Source organism: Pantoea sp. JZ29 (assembly GCF_035190385.1).
Taxonomy (GTDB): Bacteria; Pseudomonadota; Gammaproteobacteria; order Enterobacterales; family Enterobacteriaceae; genus Pantoea; species Pantoea stewartii.
In genome coordinates this window covers 284,567-300,465 of record NZ_CP045242.1, presented here as the reverse complement: position 1 = coordinate 300,465, position 15,899 = coordinate 284,567, and the positions used below count along the sequence as shown (strand labels likewise).

General features: G+C 49.9%; 17 protein-coding genes. 4 read left to right on the top strand and 13 right to left on the bottom strand.

Features of this window, described 5'->3' with window-relative positions; translation table 11 throughout:
- The first annotated feature begins 100 nt into the window (after positions 1 to 100).
- From GC090_RS21300 to GC090_RS21290, 3 genes are all read left to right on the top strand, one after another.
- Positions 101 to 1,342, top strand: coding sequence for an ATP-grasp domain-containing protein (locus tag GC090_RS21300; protein WP_277284753.1), 1,242 nt, complete (start codon positions 101 to 103; stop codon positions 1,340 to 1,342).
- Positions 1,343 to 1,410: 68 nt separating this feature from the next.
- The gene (locus GC090_RS21295; protein WP_324021693.1) at positions 1,411 to 2,649 is read left to right on the top strand and encodes an ATP-grasp domain-containing protein; all 1,239 of its coding nucleotides are present in this window, start codon (positions 1,411 to 1,413) and stop codon (positions 2,647 to 2,649) included.
- 48 nt (positions 2,650 to 2,697) lie between these two features.
- Entirely contained in the window at positions 2,698 to 3,018 is a 321-nt protein-coding gene (locus GC090_RS21290; protein WP_172913176.1) for a hypothetical protein, read from the top strand.
- Positions 3,019 to 3,601: 583 nt separating this feature from the next.
- On the opposite strand, the gene GC090_RS21285 is transcribed toward GC090_RS21290, so the two are convergent.
- The 13 genes from GC090_RS21285 to sctW all read right to left on the bottom strand — a co-directional run bounded on the left by GC090_RS21285 (position 3,602) and on the right by sctW (position 14,949).
- A complete protein-coding gene (locus GC090_RS21285; protein WP_172913328.1) occupies positions 3,602 to 4,084 on the bottom strand; it encodes a VirK family protein in 483 nt (160 codons plus the stop codon).
- A 48-nt stretch (positions 4,085 to 4,132) separates the two neighbouring features.
- Complete coding sequence (locus tag GC090_RS21280; protein ID WP_324021690.1) at positions 4,133 to 4,558, bottom strand: GNAT family N-acetyltransferase; 426 nt, start codon at positions 4,556 to 4,558, stop codon at positions 4,133 to 4,135.
- A gap of 81 nt (positions 4,559 to 4,639) precedes the next feature.
- Complete coding sequence (sctU, locus tag GC090_RS21275; protein WP_324021688.1) at positions 4,640 to 5,722, bottom strand: type III secretion system export apparatus subunit SctU; 1,083 nt, start codon at positions 5,720 to 5,722, stop codon at positions 4,640 to 4,642.
- Entirely contained in the window at positions 5,715 to 6,521 is an 807-nt protein-coding gene (sctT, locus tag GC090_RS21270) for a type III secretion system export apparatus subunit SctT (protein ID WP_324021686.1), read from the bottom strand. Before sctT ends, sctU begins: the two co-directional genes overlap by 8 nt.
- Positions 6,522 to 6,523: 2 nt before the next feature.
- Positions 6,524 to 6,784: a type III secretion system export apparatus subunit SctS gene (gene sctS, locus GC090_RS21265; protein WP_033742539.1), complete on the bottom strand. Its 261-nt coding sequence runs from the start codon at positions 6,782 to 6,784 to the stop codon at positions 6,524 to 6,526.
- A gap of 9 nt (positions 6,785 to 6,793) precedes the next feature.
- Positions 6,794 to 7,447 carry a type III secretion system export apparatus subunit SctR gene (sctR, locus tag GC090_RS21260; protein WP_033742541.1) on the bottom strand — a complete coding sequence of 218 codons (654 nt, stop codon included), beginning with the start codon at positions 7,445 to 7,447 and terminating at the stop codon, positions 6,794 to 6,796.
- A gap of 2 nt (positions 7,448 to 7,449) precedes the next feature.
- The gene (locus GC090_RS21255; RefSeq protein WP_205954549.1) at positions 7,450 to 8,460 is read right to left on the bottom strand and encodes a FliM/FliN family flagellar motor switch protein; all 1,011 of its coding nucleotides are present in this window, start codon (positions 8,458 to 8,460) and stop codon (positions 7,450 to 7,452) included.
- Positions 8,460 to 8,933 (bottom strand): type III secretion system HrpP C-terminal domain-containing protein, encoded by a 474-nt coding sequence (locus GC090_RS21250; RefSeq protein ID WP_226376370.1) that lies wholly within the window; start codon positions 8,931 to 8,933, stop codon positions 8,460 to 8,462. The genes GC090_RS21255 and GC090_RS21250 overlap by 1 nt, the downstream gene beginning before the upstream one ends.
- Positions 8,930 to 9,370, bottom strand: coding sequence for a hypothetical protein (locus GC090_RS21245; RefSeq protein ID WP_050505023.1), 441 nt, complete (start codon positions 9,368 to 9,370; stop codon positions 8,930 to 8,932). The genes GC090_RS21250 and GC090_RS21245 overlap by 4 nt, the downstream gene beginning before the upstream one ends.
- Complete coding sequence (locus GC090_RS21240) at positions 9,357 to 10,721, bottom strand: FliI/YscN family ATPase (protein ID WP_164483375.1); 1,365 nt, start codon at positions 10,719 to 10,721, stop codon at positions 9,357 to 9,359. Before GC090_RS21240 ends, GC090_RS21245 begins: the two co-directional genes overlap by 14 nt.
- A complete protein-coding gene (gene sctD / locus GC090_RS21235) occupies positions 10,715 to 11,650 on the bottom strand; it encodes a type III secretion system inner membrane ring subunit SctD (protein WP_324021684.1) in 936 nt (311 codons plus the stop codon). Before sctD ends, GC090_RS21240 begins: the two co-directional genes overlap by 7 nt.
- Entirely contained in the window at positions 11,629 to 13,782 is a 2,154-nt protein-coding gene (sctV, locus tag GC090_RS21230) for a type III secretion system export apparatus subunit SctV (protein ID WP_324021682.1), read from the bottom strand. The genes sctD and sctV overlap by 22 nt, the downstream gene beginning before the upstream one ends.
- Complete coding sequence (gene sctW, locus GC090_RS21225) at positions 13,783 to 14,949, bottom strand: type III secretion system gatekeeper subunit SctW (RefSeq protein ID WP_324021680.1); 1,167 nt, start codon at positions 14,947 to 14,949, stop codon at positions 13,783 to 13,785. It abuts the gene before it with no gap.
- A gap of 275 nt (positions 14,950 to 15,224) precedes the next feature.
- On the opposite strand from sctW, the gene GC090_RS21220 reads away from it, so the two are divergent.
- Positions 15,225 to 15,773: an RNA polymerase sigma factor gene (locus tag GC090_RS21220; RefSeq protein ID WP_052310157.1), complete on the top strand. Its 549-nt coding sequence runs from the start codon at positions 15,225 to 15,227 to the stop codon at positions 15,771 to 15,773.
- Positions 15,774 to 15,899: the final 126 nt, after the last annotated feature.

Genomic DNA, 15,899 nt, shown 5'->3' with positions numbered 1-15,899 from the left:
CAATGGATAGAAAGCATTTGATCTCACGCAGAGCCATCTGGCTCTGCATCACGGCATAGAACGTTTTACACAATTAAAAGGAAAATAACAGGATGTCAAAATGCAACCCACTCAGACAGTATTGATTGTCTCCTCCGAGCTGGATGCGGCGAAAACGGTTGAGGCCGTCAAGGCCATGCACGGGCTTAAAACACATCATTTTATCTATCTCATAGAGGATTATCTTGGTGTGGCCACCTGTGAAAAGGAGCGGCCTGAAAATTTTATTGTGCGTGACTTCGCCGCGTTGGAGGATATTAAGGCGGTATTGCATAAGATCGATCAGCAATATGATGTCTCGCTGGTCATATCCTGCGATGAGTTTGCGGTTTACGTGGCTGCCTTTGCCAATGATTTCTGGCAATTAACCGGAATAACCTGCGCGGAAGCAAGGAAATTTCGCGATAAAAAACGCATGAAAGAGCTGGCGCAGCAGGCTGGCATTGCCACCGCGCGGGAAATAACTCTTCAGGATATCGAAAATGGAGATGTTGCCTTTCCGGTGATAGTAAAACCACGTTCGCTGGCAGGCTCAATGGGCATAAAAATCGTCTCTGATGCAAAGCAGCTTGCCAATATAGATATTGACTGGTCGCCGGAATACCGCGATATGGATGAGCGGCAATACTTTATTGAGCAATATAATCCAAACACAATTTATCATATTGATTGTGTAGTGATTAATGGTCGTCTCTCGTTTATTTCCGTCGGTGAATATTTAGGTAAGCCGATTAACTTTTTGCAGGAAAAGCCTGTCGGTGTGTTGTCAGTCTGTGATCATACCGTTGAGGATGTCTGGCAACCTTTTACCGAAAAAGTTCTTGCTGCTTTCGACGCGCCGGAGGGGGTTTACCACATCGAAGCTTTTGCTGATTCCGGTGCGGGCGTGGAATTACTCGAAATTGCCTGGCGTCCCGGCGGTGCGGCAATCGTGGAAATGGTCGAGATGGTGTACGGGCTGAATCTGAAACATATTCATCTGGCTGCGCAACTGGGACTTAATGTTGGTCTTCTCGTTCAGCGCAGGGAAGAAGCCTTTGGCTATATGACCTTTCCAAAGAAACATCTTGCTACTCAGACACTGTATGTCACCCGTGTCCACCTGCCGCCATTACAGCATATGGCAACGCTTAAGTCGCATAAGGTTCCCGTTGCCGGAGATATCGCCTCAGGAGAGTTCTATTGCTACAAAGACTCACTGGGATCCTTTGTATTTTGTGGCGATCGCGAGCAGGTTTCAAGAGATGTGAATTATCTGAATGCACATTATCTGGTACAGGTTGCGCCGGAGTATCAGCCTTAATATTGAGAATGGTCACTTAACGGCTGTGAACAAAAACCGCGCTTACAGTCAGGACAAGGTGACAAAGAATGAGTAAAAAAGAGATGCAGATCATCCTGATCGTTTCATCAGAACTGGATGTCGGCGAGGTGGTCACTGACATCAAGACAGCGTATCCCAACCGGCCGTGGCGGTTTATCTATCTTCTTGAAGATTTGAAAAACCAGGCGGCAGATGATTTGCATCGCGAGGATGTCTTTATCGTCAGGGATTTTGCCCGCCATCACGATGTGGAAGATGTGTTCAGCCAGATTGCACAGTCATTTTCAGTCACGCGGGTGATTCCCAATGATGAGTTCGCCGTATGGATTGCGGCCTGGGCCAACCATCGCTGGCAACTGCCGGGACTAACCTTTGATATGGCGGCCCGATTTCGCGATAAAAAGAAGATGAAAGAGATTGCCTGTCGCGCAGGCATCCTCACCGCACGGGAAATCAGCCCGCAGGCGATTAAACGTGGCGATGTGAGTTTTCCGCTGGTGATGAAACCTCGCTCGCTGGCAGGCTCCGTTGGGGTGAAAATTATCACTGATGCCGGGCAACTCAGTGCAATCACGCCGACCGAAGGTGATGACTATCGCGATATGGATGAGCAGCAATATTTTTTTGAGAGCTACAATCCCCAGCCGGTTTATCAGCTTGATGCGATAATGCTGGAAGGACGGCTCGCGCTACTCTCGGCGGGAAAATATATTGGTAAACCTATCGATTACCTCGATGAGCATCCACTGGGATTTTTTTCGGTGGAGGAGCGCGATTTGCGGCACATCTGGCGGCCTTTCACTGAGAAGGTGTTAGCGGCTTTTGGCGGTCCGGATGGCGTTTATCATATTGAAGCATTTGGTGATGACGGGCAGGGGGTAGAATTACTTGAGATTGCATACCGGCCCGGCGGGGCAGCGACGGTAGAAATGATCGCTATTGCCTGGGGAGTAGATTTGCGTTTCACACATCTGGCTACGCAATTGGGGCTGGAAGTGGGACGCCATTTTGCACCCCAGGGCGAGGCGTGGGGATATATGACCTTTCCTAAAAAGCACCTTGCCAAAGAGACACTTTATGTTTCCCGGCTGACTGTTCCTTCCGTGGACAGGCTGCCAACGCTGAAGATGCAGCAGCTTCCCAAATTGGGCGAGGTGGCGTCAGGGGCGTTCTTCTGTCATAAGGATTGTCTTGGCTCGTTTGTCTTCTGTGGTGACCGGGAAAGCGTGGCGCGGGATCTGAAACTTATCGTTGCTGATTACTCCGTTACGGTAAGCCCCGATTGAGTCTTTATTGTGCAGGGATGCCATGTTCTTCACTATTGGCTAAGCATCATGGTAAAAATAAAGAAATCCCGCAAACGAAAAACGCCCCAAAAAACACGGCAGTCCAGCGGCGAACAGCTGGCATACGGAACCAGTCAGGAGCTTCTTCAGCAGGCTTTGCATGAACTGCGGACAGATTACCCACCCGAGCAGCTGGAGGTCGAAGAAGTACTGGTATTCGATCACGCGGCCTGTCTGCTTCGTGAACGGATGGCCAGAAAACTGGGTACCGTATCTCTGGACAGTGCGCGGGTTTTACTGATGACAATGATGTTGCAGGCTAACGGCATGCCAAAGGCTCGCAGGGCTGTTCAGGGAACGGTAGGGTAGGCTACGATTTATGCGTCTGTAACCGGCTACGCCGGGCGTACGGCGCCGTTCAGTTCTGCGCCATCTTTTACGTCATCTGGCACCTTCATGCCGCTGAAGCGGCATTATGAATACGGCTCTCACTGCAGGGGTTAATTCAGATTAAAACGTCCGTTTTGTGCCAGCAGCGGACGTTGCTAAACTCGTGATCTGCGTTGATCTGGTGGAGCCATGCGCATTCGCCCAGGCGGCGCACATCTGCGTCACGCTGAGCATCATATATGTTCAGAAAAGGCCTCACTGTCGCCGGAAGCGACGGCACCCTCTCTGTCCGGGCAGGCTTTTACGAGTTGTACAGTCCAGGGACAGCACTACGTGAATTCTGACAATAAAGCTCGGGAATAAAAGAATTGATGACTGACAGGGGAAGAGGGGGCCCGCCGCTAAATGTGTAGACTCCACCTTATAGTGCAGGCCCCGTTAGCTCATACTACTCTGTAAAACCCGTTATTTATTTCTGATTGTGTAATTTCGACCTTGTTCAATTGCAAGGAAATAAAAACCCGCAAATAAATACCAGTAGGGCAGTTAAGCCGAAAAACCGTTAGTCCTGATCGTGAGAATAGAACACGATCCCTTTATTAATGGCACACTCGTATTGAGCGGGATTGCCGTAGGGCTTCCAGTCTGGCAAAGTAAACGTCCGCATGGAGAATCCTATGGTGTTTTCATCCTTTGAACGGTAGCGCAAAAACTGGACTTGCGGTTTATCTTTATTATTAACCGTTTGGTGCATATCTGAGAAAGCCAGAGAACCGTCAGGTCTGATCAGGTATGACGTAATCTTCATACCGCCTCTCATGGTACCTTTGATATTGTTTTCCCGATCGAAACACTGCGTTAAATCGATAGACAAATTAATGTCTTTTCCTTTCATTAACGCCTGGTTAATCTCAGAAACCGTATTGAGCGTACTGGCAAAAGCAGACTGGGAAAAGATGCATAAAAAAGTAGCCAACATGGCGAATTTACTGGCATACAGTCTGTACTTTTTGTCTGATGAAGCAGATTGCTTAGAGAGCAACATTTTCTTTCTCCATTATTAAAAACATTTTATAACATCACTGAGTAATAATTAAACCGCACATTCTAACTGTTTAATTAAAAAGTGCTGGCGATGATGATGGGGAATTTGCTCGATCGTCATTTGCAACAGGTAGCCTTGTTTCTCATAGAATTCACGCGCCTGAAAACTGAATGTATCAACGAAAACGCCTTTACAACCACGTGCTAATGCTTCCTGTTCTGCAGCGTGCAGCATCCTCGCGCCAAGCCCTGTTTTTCGACGTGATTCGTCGACCCACAGAAAGTGTATATGCATCCAGTTACCCCATGTAATAGCGACTAAGCCAGCCACTTTGTTGCCATCATCATCATTAATGAAAAGAGCAATGTCTTTTTTTTCAACAGGATCGACATACCGGGAATTAAATGCCATCAATTTCTCATGTATTTCAGCCACATCGTCAGGATGAGGAGTAGCTGTTATTATCATCTTCACGTACCCTGTTCCTTGTTAACAGCAATCTGCTCTACCTCAGCATTAAAACGTGTAAGTGGCGAGATGCGGCATTAAGTTCCATTATTCTGCCTCCAGTTCGATCACATCCTCGTCAGACGGGTCATCCAGTTCACGCAACACACGATATACTCTCGCGACGGCCTGCAAAGTATGCCTGGGGATGAGTTGCCCCTCCTGAGATTGATAAAGCGTTCTGGCCAGCCAAATGAAGCGAATCACGGGAATTCTAGCCTGTTGTGCCCGGACAATCAGCGTTTTAGCATCACTGTCCTCACCTTTGCATATGATACGTGGTAAGGGCGTTAACTCAGGACGATAGTAGAGCGCGACAGCATAATGGGTAGGGTTGACAAGAAGCAGGTCAGCCTTTTCAAGCGGCTCTCGCTTCACAGCCTGTACAGGCGCGTTCAGCAACTCTTGTGCAACAGCATGACGATGTCCTTTCATATGAGGGTCACCTTCGGATTGCTTATGTTCATCACGTATGTCCTGATGACTCATACGCTGTTGCTTAAGGAAATAATACTTCTGCAGGCCAAAGTCCAGGAGGGTCATTATCAATAAGGTGAACAGTGTCTGGCGTGAAACGCGGGTGAGCAGAACCTCCACCGCAGGCCAAAAGCTGTTCAGGTCACCATAAGCAAGACGGGAAAGAGACTCAAGATCGGTACTCAGCACTAAAATAAAAATAGTGCATATTGCCGCAGCTTTTAGCACGCTACTAAGCATGTCGGTGAGTTTCTTCACAGAAAACATCTGCCTGAACTGATTCACGGGATTCAGGCGATTAAAATCAGGCTTGAGGGCTTCTGTTGCAAACAAAGGCCCATATTGTATCCAACCGCCGATAATACGAAGTAACGCAGCCACTGCCACAGTAATACCAAAAAATGTTGAAACAATAAGCAAAGCACTACCAGCAAGCTCGCTGAGAACCTGCTCAAAAGGCTGGTTCAGGCGCATAAGCGGCAACATCATAAGAGCCTGAAGCTTCTGCATGCCAACATCATCCAGCGCCATTACGGTTTCAACCACGCCTGCACAAATGAGAAGCTTCGGAACGTCCTGGCTTTGGGGAACCTGGCCTTTACGGCGCGCATCCTGAAGTTTTTTCGCCGTAGGTTTTTCCGTTTTTTCAGACATGCCACTGTCCCCCCAATAAGCCTTTTATCAGTTTGCTGAGATCGCGTAGCAGGTACAGTCGTTCCTCTCCCAGCGTGCTTAACGTTGGGATATAAAGTACAAAAAACAGCAGACCGAGGAGGCATTTTGCGGGAACCGACAGAACAAAAGCCTGTAGCTGAGGGCTATACAGACTGAGAATCGCAATACTGAAATCCATCATGAGTAGTAGTGCCACCAGCGGACCAGCATAAATAATAATATGACTGAACGTGTCAGTCAGCAGAGCCAGATATTGCTCAAATCCATTATGATTCGGAAATGGCAACCACTGCATTACCGGCCAGACAGAATAGCTGTCCCAAATAATCTGAGTGACGCCACTCAATCCGGTGGTAAGAATGAGAAACAGTATGAGTGTCTGTTGAAGCAGAAGACCCAGCGGTGTCACGTCACTACCGAGTGCCGGATTCAATTGTCCCCCAATGAGGGCGCCACGCTGGTTATCGAACAGAGCACCGACTGACTGAAATAACCAGAAGGGCATACTGATCACCAATCCCAGCAGAATTCCAATCACCCCCTCTTTAAGGATAAGCGCAATAAGTTGCGGCCAGCCTGGCATTTGTAATGCCAGTTGTGCCTGTAAACCCAAAGTCGGGACGATTGCCAGCGCTAATACCACCCCGCTACGTACAATCCCTTTAAGGATATTGAAAGAAAATACCGGCACCAGGATCAGACAGGGATATAAACGTGCGGCACTCAGCGCCAGGGCGAAAAGATATTCATAGAGTACGTGGATGACAGTGTTCGCCATGATTAAGCGCCAGTTTGAGGAATCATGGCCATAGCCTGCTGGGCCAGCTCCAGCAACTCAACTCCAATCCAGCGACCACTCAATGCCAGTGCAATGCCTACCGCTACGAGTTTGATCGCGAACGGCAGGGTCTGGTCCTGAAGTTGCATGACGGCCTGAAGCAGAGAAACCAACACGCCAACAATGACGGCAACCAGCAATGGCGGAGCAGAAAGCAGAACCACAAGTAACATCGCCTGTTTAAAGAGATTCATTATTTCCATGCTTGCACCTCAAAGATAACTATAAAACAGGCCATCCAGCAGGCGTGTCCAGCCATTGATAAGCACAAAGAGCAACATTTTTAAGGGCAGGGAAAGTGTCATCGGAGCCACCATCTGCATCCCCAGCGCCAGTAAAACATTTGAAACAATGAGGTCGATAACAATAAACGGGATATAGATTAAGAAACCAATCTTGAATCCAGCTTGTAATTCCGACAAAACGAAAGCCGGTATGACAAGTAACAGGTTGTCTTTACTGATATTTTCTGACATGGACTTCGGCCACATCCTGACACTGTTTTCCTGCAAGTGAATCAAAATGTCGGGATCGGTATTATGCGTCATAAATTTCTGTAACGGTGTTACGCCATTGGTGATGCTGGTTCTCAGGTTGTCCACATTCGAGAAATCTGCGGGCGCCTGACTGAACTGCTGCTGCATCTGATTAAAAACGGGAGCCATAACAAACAGCGTTGCCGCCAGTGCAATGCCGTAAAGGGCCATGTTGGGTGGAACCTGCTGGACCCCAATAGCATTACGTGTGATCAACAGCACCATAGAGATTTTTAAAAAGCAGGTACAGACGATCATCAGGATAGGTATGAGTGACAGCGCGCCCAGAAAAAGAGCAAAGGTCATGGGATCGAATTGTTCAGTACTCATACTCATACCTGCTGTAATGTCAGCAGGAGACGGGTGAGCTGTAATCCAAGTTGCCCTTCCACATCCACAAGTTCACCCTGAGCGATTAATGTCTCGCCGTAATATAAATCAGCTTCGCCAGGCGTCATGTTATCGAGCGTCAACACGCTGCCCGGCTGGAGGTGTTGCAGTTCTCCTAAAGTAAGGCGTGTTCGACCACATCGGACTTCCAGCGACAATGGCAGCATGGCTAACGAGACATGATCATCCGATGCAAGATGTTCCCGTTTGGAAACAGCGTCAGAGCCTTCAGTTTCATAGGGGTTCAAAGCGGTTCTCTCCAGATGAGTAATCACAAAGTGATGAGGCAACTGCAGTGTCCCCACCAGCTCATATCCAGCAATGTTGACGCAGCCTTTTCCATCCGGGCTAAAATAGTTAACGGGGGGAACAAGCACATCGCCTTCCTGAAGCGCATGTAGCTGTGAGGTATGCAGAGTGATGCGGCCAAGCACTAACGGCCTGACGTAAGTCAGCGTGTCTGGCAGCGTATATCGTTGAGGTTGCCAACCGGGTTGCCTGAGCCAGTGTGCCAGGCTCGTATGGCTGAGATAAAGTCTGCCTTCCACACGACGCTCTCCGAGCCTGACAATAAGCCTCGTGCTTAACACATCCTTTTCAGCTCTGTCGCAGCGTTTTATTTCACCAAACAGGTTCGCCAGTTCTGGGCTGAGGTATTGGTTAAATAATATCAATTCCCACTCACAGGCAGGCGACTGCACATCCTGATCGGTAAAAGGTGACAGCGACAACATATTAAGCAGCGGTATGCCGTCACCCAGGGAAAAGTTTCCCAGTGCACAAGACCAGTGAGTCAGGGCGATCGGAGAGGAGAGGTGTCCAGGCAAAAGAGACAGTGCTCCGACTTCATCACCTAACGTGAAAGGAAATGAATATTTGCACGCCAGTTGATTCTGTGACTGCATACTGGCCCGGCTCACCAGTGGGAAATGTCGTCGCGTTATCTTGCCCATCAGAGGCTACCCTGTTCAATTCTGAGACTGACAGGTGCACCAAAAGACTGACTCAACTGGCGGCGACACTGTCTTTCACGACGCTGCCAGTGATCCCAGACGCGAGGCGAAAAGCGCAGCGCAATATCCCATCCGGCCGGCTGGCAACGGGCGAGCCTGACGTCAACTTCGCCTGCTTCAGGCAGCATAAGGGTAAAAGCACAGTCTTCGTTTGCATGGTCAGCGATGTGTTCAAGTAACGCCTGATGAAGGCTGTCCCAGTCCGGCGAGGGCGATGCATCCGGCGGCTGATCCTTAACGGGCTCGTACGAAGTTGTGCTGGCCAAAAACAGTGAACCTAATGTGGCCAGCGATTCTTTGCTCTCGTGCTTGCGCAAGAAAGACGCGGATGTGGACTTACTTGCGCGCTCATCAAGCCGATGCTGAGGTTTATGGGACGGTAACCGGTCAGGATAACCCGATGGCTCTCTCATGCATCCTCCAGGTGTTCAGCTAAATATTCCAGTTTTTCGAGATCTTTTTGCCGTTCGCGCGTATGTTGAGACGCTTGCGTCAGTTCATGAGCCACCTGTTGACAGCGTTGCTCTGACTGCTGACAGCTCTGCTGCTGCCGACACATGGTCTCCAGAGCCGTACGCTCTGCGTTAACCTGTGCCGTGAGCGTTTGCCGGCACGATTGCTTACGCAAGCCTTCACGTTGTCGTTGATAGTGCAACTGAGCTTGCTGAAGGTGCTGTTCTTCAACGTGTTGCTGTGACTCAGCCTCAGTCAGATTATTTTGCAGCTGTCGTTGTACGCGCTGAGCACGTATGAAACGCTGGCGGCGTAGGGGAATCAATGTCTCCAGGGCCATTTGTAGGCTTTCAAATGGGTTTTCCTGAGCAAGTTCATCGTCTTCATTCTGGCGCATGGGCACTGACCTCATTAAGTTGAGAGAGGATGTGTTCAAAAGGCTCAGGAGTGCGCATTGTCTGGCGCAGAAAATGGTTGATGGTGTCGTTCGCATTAACGGCAGCATCCGTCAGGATGTCGTGACCGGGTTGATATTCCCCTAACCGAATCAGCACTTCTACCTGCTTGTAGGCGGCTATGAGGCTACGGATATTCCCCGCCTGCTTGAGGTGAACCTGATCTACCACGTTACTCATGGTCCGGCTCAGGCTGGCCAGAATGTCGATAGCAGGGTAATGGTTACGCTCGGCCAGACGGCGACTGAGCACAATGTGTCCATCAATCAGTGAACGAACTTCATCGGCTACCGGATCGCCCATAGAGTCCTGTTCGATCAAGACCGAATACAGCGCGGTGATCGCTCCCTTCCGGGTCTGTCCGGCGCGTTCTACTAAGCGCGGCAGAAGCGTATATACAGAAGGCGGCAACCCGCCACGTCCCGGCGGTTCGCCTAAGGCGAGACCTATTTCACGTTGGGCACGGGCAAAGCGGGTTAAAGAGTCGATGATGAGCAGCACGCTTTTGCCCTCAGCACGAAACGCCTCGGCAATGGCAGTGGCTGTAAACGCGGCCCTGGCGCGCTCCATACTGCTTCGGTCTGAAGTGGCGCATAGCAAAATGGTACGTTTACGTAGGGTATCGTCCAGCTCATGATCGAGAAATTCGCGCAACTCTCGACCACGTTCGCCAATCAAACCAAAGACGATAACATCACAGGGTGAATTTCTTGCCAGTTCTGCCAGCAGCGTCGTTTTACCACAACCCGCTCCGGCGAAAACGCCAACACGCTGGCCCTTGCCTATCGTCAAAAGACCATCAATCGCCCGCAGTCCGGTTGGCAAAACGGTATCAATTCGCGGTCGCTCTGTAGGAGGAGGTGCATCATTCAGGACGGGTACGGTAGTGCACTGAAGGCCCGGCTCAGCGAAGGCGCTGTAGCCGCCAGGTTCCAGTGCGCGCCCAAAACCATCAAGTACACTCCCCATAAGCCGTTCACTCACGCAGATGCTGTGAGGGAGATAAAGGGGTGTGATAAGGGCACCCTGAGATATGCCGTCTAAAGCGCCGAGTGCAGAAAGCAAAATGTGTTCTGCACTAAAACCTACAATTTCGGACAACACAGCGTCACCCTCACTGCGCTGGATGAGGCACAAATCACCAATACGTGCGCCCGGCAGGCTGCATTCGATAAGAATCCCATTGATGCCGGTGACTCTTCCATAACGTCTGATGGGCTTATAACGGGCAAGCCGCTGTTGGTGATTCAGCGACCACTGTTTCAAATCCTGGCTTAAGGTATCCATTACCATTTCACCCGGATATTTTCGCGCCCTGCAAACTCAATGCTGTCGCTGTTAATTGCCACCAGACGTAACTGGTCTACTTCATCGCCTATAAATATACGCTGACCACTGTCAGTGACGATGTTGGCGTGAGCACCGCTGGTAATTTGCACAATATTGAACGGCAGCTTAACGCTAGCGGCACCCACATGGTTATGAATCGGTAACCGTACGTCATAATGGCGATAAAGCGTTTTCAGCATGCGTTGTAATCGCTGATTTTCTTCATCGGTGACCCCGCCTGACAGGGTTACGCTTTGATTATCTGAAGTGAGAGAAACGTGTTTATTAAGCCCGCGGTCGAGCAACATGCTGGCAATAATCTGGCGCGTCCGGGGTACGCTCGTTAGCGAGGGTTTACCTGGAGCAGGTGGCGCGGAGGGCGAGGCAATGCTGGTATTCAGCATCCAGGTCCCTAACATTATAACCAACAGCAACGTCAGGCCCATGTAAGACAGTTTCGCCCAAAATGGCAATGGGCTCTTCTTCGCCGAAAGGTGTTCTGAGACGGGTTGAACTGAGGCTGAAGCCTCAACCAAAGTTGGTTCACTATCGTGGGCTGACTCCGCGTCATGCAGCAGTTCAGCCTCATCCTCCGGCCAGGGCGTCGCTGCGTCAACGATGCTCAACCAGATATGCCCGACGGCAAAAGCTGTGCCAGGTTGCAGATTACTCAGCGCTTCGCAGCGCTGCCCTTCGTTATCTTTCACTGGCCCGTCAGAGGCTTTGACTTCCCATCCCTGCGGGGTTTTTACCAGCTGACAGTGGCGATCCTTTATTCCCGGATCATAAAGGGCTAAATCGGCATGTTCATCAGCACCAATCCACCATTTATCGCCACTTAGCGGCAATGCAGCGCCGCGGTGCAAGCCTGTCAGTACGCGTAATTCATGCATGATTCATCTTCCTGCAGCGTAGGCGGTGATAGCTGTAAATCGATCCGCCCCAACACATTGATTGCAACATTACTGGTCAATTCGGCGAAGGAGATAACCGGCACCGCATGGAACTCATCTTTCAGCAGCGCGCGAAGAGGGCTCCGTAAATCCTGGGCGACAAGAATTAACGCCTGTGGCGTGTCATAAGGAGGGAAGGCATCGCGCATTTGATGCAGTAAACTGATGCCGTAATCCTGCGCCAGCGAGAAAAAGGTTTCATTTTGTGCCTGACGTAAAGAATCACGGAGGAGCTCTTCGGTTTCCGGAGTCAGTAACCAGACATTTAGCCCATTCGGTTGCAGATACTGGTGGCAGATATGCTCTTTCAATGCAATACGGACAAGATCGGTGAGCGCCGCACTGTCTCGTTCATGTTGTCCATGTTCAACAAGTGTTTCCGCAATAGTGCGAACTGAGCGCAGCGGAATACGCTCGGAGGCCAGTCGCTGTAATACGGACGCAAAGCGGGAAAGCGGCATAATACGTTGCAATTCCTGAGCCAGCTCGGGTTGTTCGCTTTCCAGCCAGGTAAGAATGGATTTACTCTCCTGCAGACCAATAAACTGCGCGCAGCTCTGGTGAATAGCCTGCTCCATGCGCAGCATAATGAGCTGCCCGGCTGCCCAGTAGCGCATTTCGTCCTTTTGCAGGAGTGGGTGGTCAGGTGACAGCCAGCAATAGTCAGCTTCGTTCCGGTCTGCAATACCCGGCTTGAGTTGAATATCAGCTTCATCATGGTCCTCACCGTGCGAGGCATCCACATCACTTTTCCTGACAGCCACGAAGGGAATGCCAAAGGTTGCAGTCACCAGAGGAATTTCATAAACACAGAAGCGAAACTCATCCTCAGCCAGCCTGGGCGAAAACTCGATATCGAAACCGGGAAGCGTGAAGCCAAAACGGTATACCAGGCGATTACGAAGACGACGTATTTCCCGTATCAGCGTTGTGGCAGCCTCACCACCCTGATGAACCTGGCTAAACTGCAGCAGAAAAGCGCGGGTTGGGTTGAAACGCCTGAGATCCTGGTAGCCATTTTCTTCTGGTGCCAGCTGCTGCAAATGGAGCTGGTCGGCCTCCTGTCGTATTCTGTTATGTTTACTGCGCCATAACTGAAAAAGACCGCTGCCCAGGGCGAGTAAACTGATGATGATGAAGACGGCGGTGGGCATACCGGGCAACAGCGCAAAGCCGAGCATGCCTGCGGCAGACATAATCCAGGCCTTAGGCTGGCTTGTTAACTGTTCGGCGATTTCCCGGCCGATGTTGGCATCGACTTGCTGACCATCAGCGGAAACCCGGGTAATAATCATCCCGGCTGTCAGTGAAATGAGAAGCGCGGGGATCTGTGCGATCAAACCATCACCAATGGTCAATACAGAATAGATATGAATTGCTGCACTGGCGTCCATACCATTTTGCAGAACACCAATGGCGAATCCGCCAAGCATGTTGATAAAGACAATGACCAGGCCCGCTATGGCGTCACCTTTTACAAACTTCATTGCGCCGTCCATCGCGCCGAATAGCTGACTCTCTTTAGCCAGATTCTCTCGTCGCTGACGTGCCTGATGGGCTTCTATGAGTCCTGCGCGGAGGTCGCTGTCAATTGACATCTGCTTACCCGGCATCGCATCCAGAGTGAAGCGCGCAGCCACTTCTGCCACGCGCTCTGAACCCTTAGTTATCACCAGAAAATTCACTACGGTCAGAATCAAAAAGATCACCAGACCTACTGCCAGATTGCCGCCCACTACAAAATTTCCGAACGCTTCAACAATGTGTCCTGCATCCTGTTGCAACAGGATTTGACGCGTCGTTGAGATGGACAGCGCCAGACGAAACATCGTTGTTAAGAGCAGTACTGAAGGAAACGTCGAGAAAGCCAGTGGTTTTGGCAGATACATTGCCAAAACAATAAGTAGAGAAGATATGCATATATTGAGTGCGATCAGCACATCAATCAGACTGGTTGGCAGAGGAATTATCATCATGAACACGATCGACATGACGATCGTGGCACCTACGACTTCCGAGCGTTGCATCGCACTAATGGCGAGACGATTTAACCAGACAAACAACGAACTCATTTACCCTGCCGTCCTGGATTGTTTGAGCTCCGCACGCTGCTCAGCAGCTGCATATTCACCGATCATTGTGCGTAACAGATTTAACGCCAGGTGGCGGTTTTTATTTCTGTCCTCACGCCACACTCCCATAGGCAAATGGCTGAGTAGGGGAACCAATCCACTGAGAAACAAAACCTGATGTTGAGGATGCTGGCCGGCTACATCGCGCGTTAAGTTTTGTAAATCACGCAAATAGGCACCATTGCCACTCAGGTTAAGCAAACGACGGGTGAGATCCAGGGGAGTAATGCCGACACCGGGCAACTTACTGGTCAGTCGCGAAATTAAAACTTTGCTTGCTGTAAGCGTCTGGCTGATATGACTGGCGTCCTGCAGGCTAACCATGATTTTTTGTAGCGCGCGTTTCGGTATGGAAGAGCTACGCGCTGCTATATCATCTGAAAGTGCTCGCTGTAGGGTACGCAGACCCTGGATGAAATTAACGCTGCCGAAACGGTTGAGCAGCGCATCCAGCATTGCATTACCCGATTGCAGATGAACAATCGTCTCATAGTAAAGGTGACGCAACGCTTGCTTCTGCAGCGGATCGGTACTGAAGCTGGCAATGGCGTGCGCAGTATTTAAACCTGCGTTGACTTCAGCTCCCTTCTTTTCATGCAGTTGTTCGATGCTGTGCCGCGATCGCTCCACTATCAACGTATTCTGTGTCTGCTGCCCCTTTATCATCGTATGTCTTAACAAAACGTCACAAAGGGCTGGATCCTTTCCAGCGACATCCAGCAGAGCATCTAAGTCAGGCGCAGGCGATCGCTGGAGCAACGTCTGCATTTTTTGATTCTGCGTTTCCAGCTGAGCATGCTGTGGGTGCTCAAGCAACTTCATTAACTCGTAGAGTTTTTCAATACGTTCAATATGTTGAGTTGATTTGCTACCCGGTTGCGCGACGACTTTTCGCTGGTTAAGCGCTTTGTTTTTACGCTCTACATGTTCAGCAAACGTCATTGAGACCTCTTCCATAGCGTCTTCAAGCGGTGAGGCGGGCACTCTTGATGATGCGCCGCTTACCGAAGACGCTGAACTCACAACGGGTACCGATGCCTCTTCAACCACGGTATTGGGAGACAAATGCGCCGATTGAACGCCGGGCACAGCGGGAGCAATTTTCATCCTAGCGAACCTCATACAGGGAAGCTGATGCAGATATGTGGCGTGTTTTATGCTCCGGTTCCCAATAAATTTTCCCAGGCAACAGAGTTAATTACAGAAGATTGCAATGAGTTGCAGATTTAGCTGGAGCTTACGGCAAAAAGTTGCGAAAAAATGAAGGGAAATGAAATTTAAATCGTTAAATTTCAAATGCTTAACAAAATAAAATCGCTGGCACAGACTTTGCTATCGCCATTAAGCCAAACGGCAAAATGGATTAAGATACGGAGCGTATTATGTCAGAAATGAACCTGCACCCTACTGAGTCATTACACGTTAACCCTCCATCCCCACATAATATTGATTGGGAGAAAATTTTTCGTGAACATGGACGCCGCGTTTATAACTTCATTCGAAAGCGTGTTGCGCATCGAGAAGATGCGGAAGATCTAGTTCAAATGACCTGGCTGGAAGTCATTCGTAACCGTGATAAGTTTGCGGGGGCCTCGCGACCCGAGACGTGGGTATTCGGTATTGCCCTGAACCTTATTCGTAATCATTTCCGTTCGCAGTCTTCCCGTCCCCACTATGATGAATTAGAAGAGGATGTTGTTCTGAATCAGGAGGATGATCCTAGCCACATCATAGAGCATCAACGCATTCTCGGCTCTACGCTCCAGTCTATTGCCCTGCTGCCCAAAGAAACACGTAAGCTGCTCAGTATGTTAGTAGAGGAAGACGGCAGTTATCAGAATATTGCTAAGAGTCTAAACATCCCTGTTGGCACAGTACGTTCGCGTTTGTCACGGACGCGTGTGTCACTAAAGCAGTCAGTCTTTTATTAAAGCTGAACGGGGTAAAACAAACCGGAAACGGTCTGTAATGAGATGTGTGTTTAATCCACTGTTAGGACACTTCTCAATATTACGACTTGAGCTTGTGGATCTGCGCCCAGACCGGTTAACAATGTT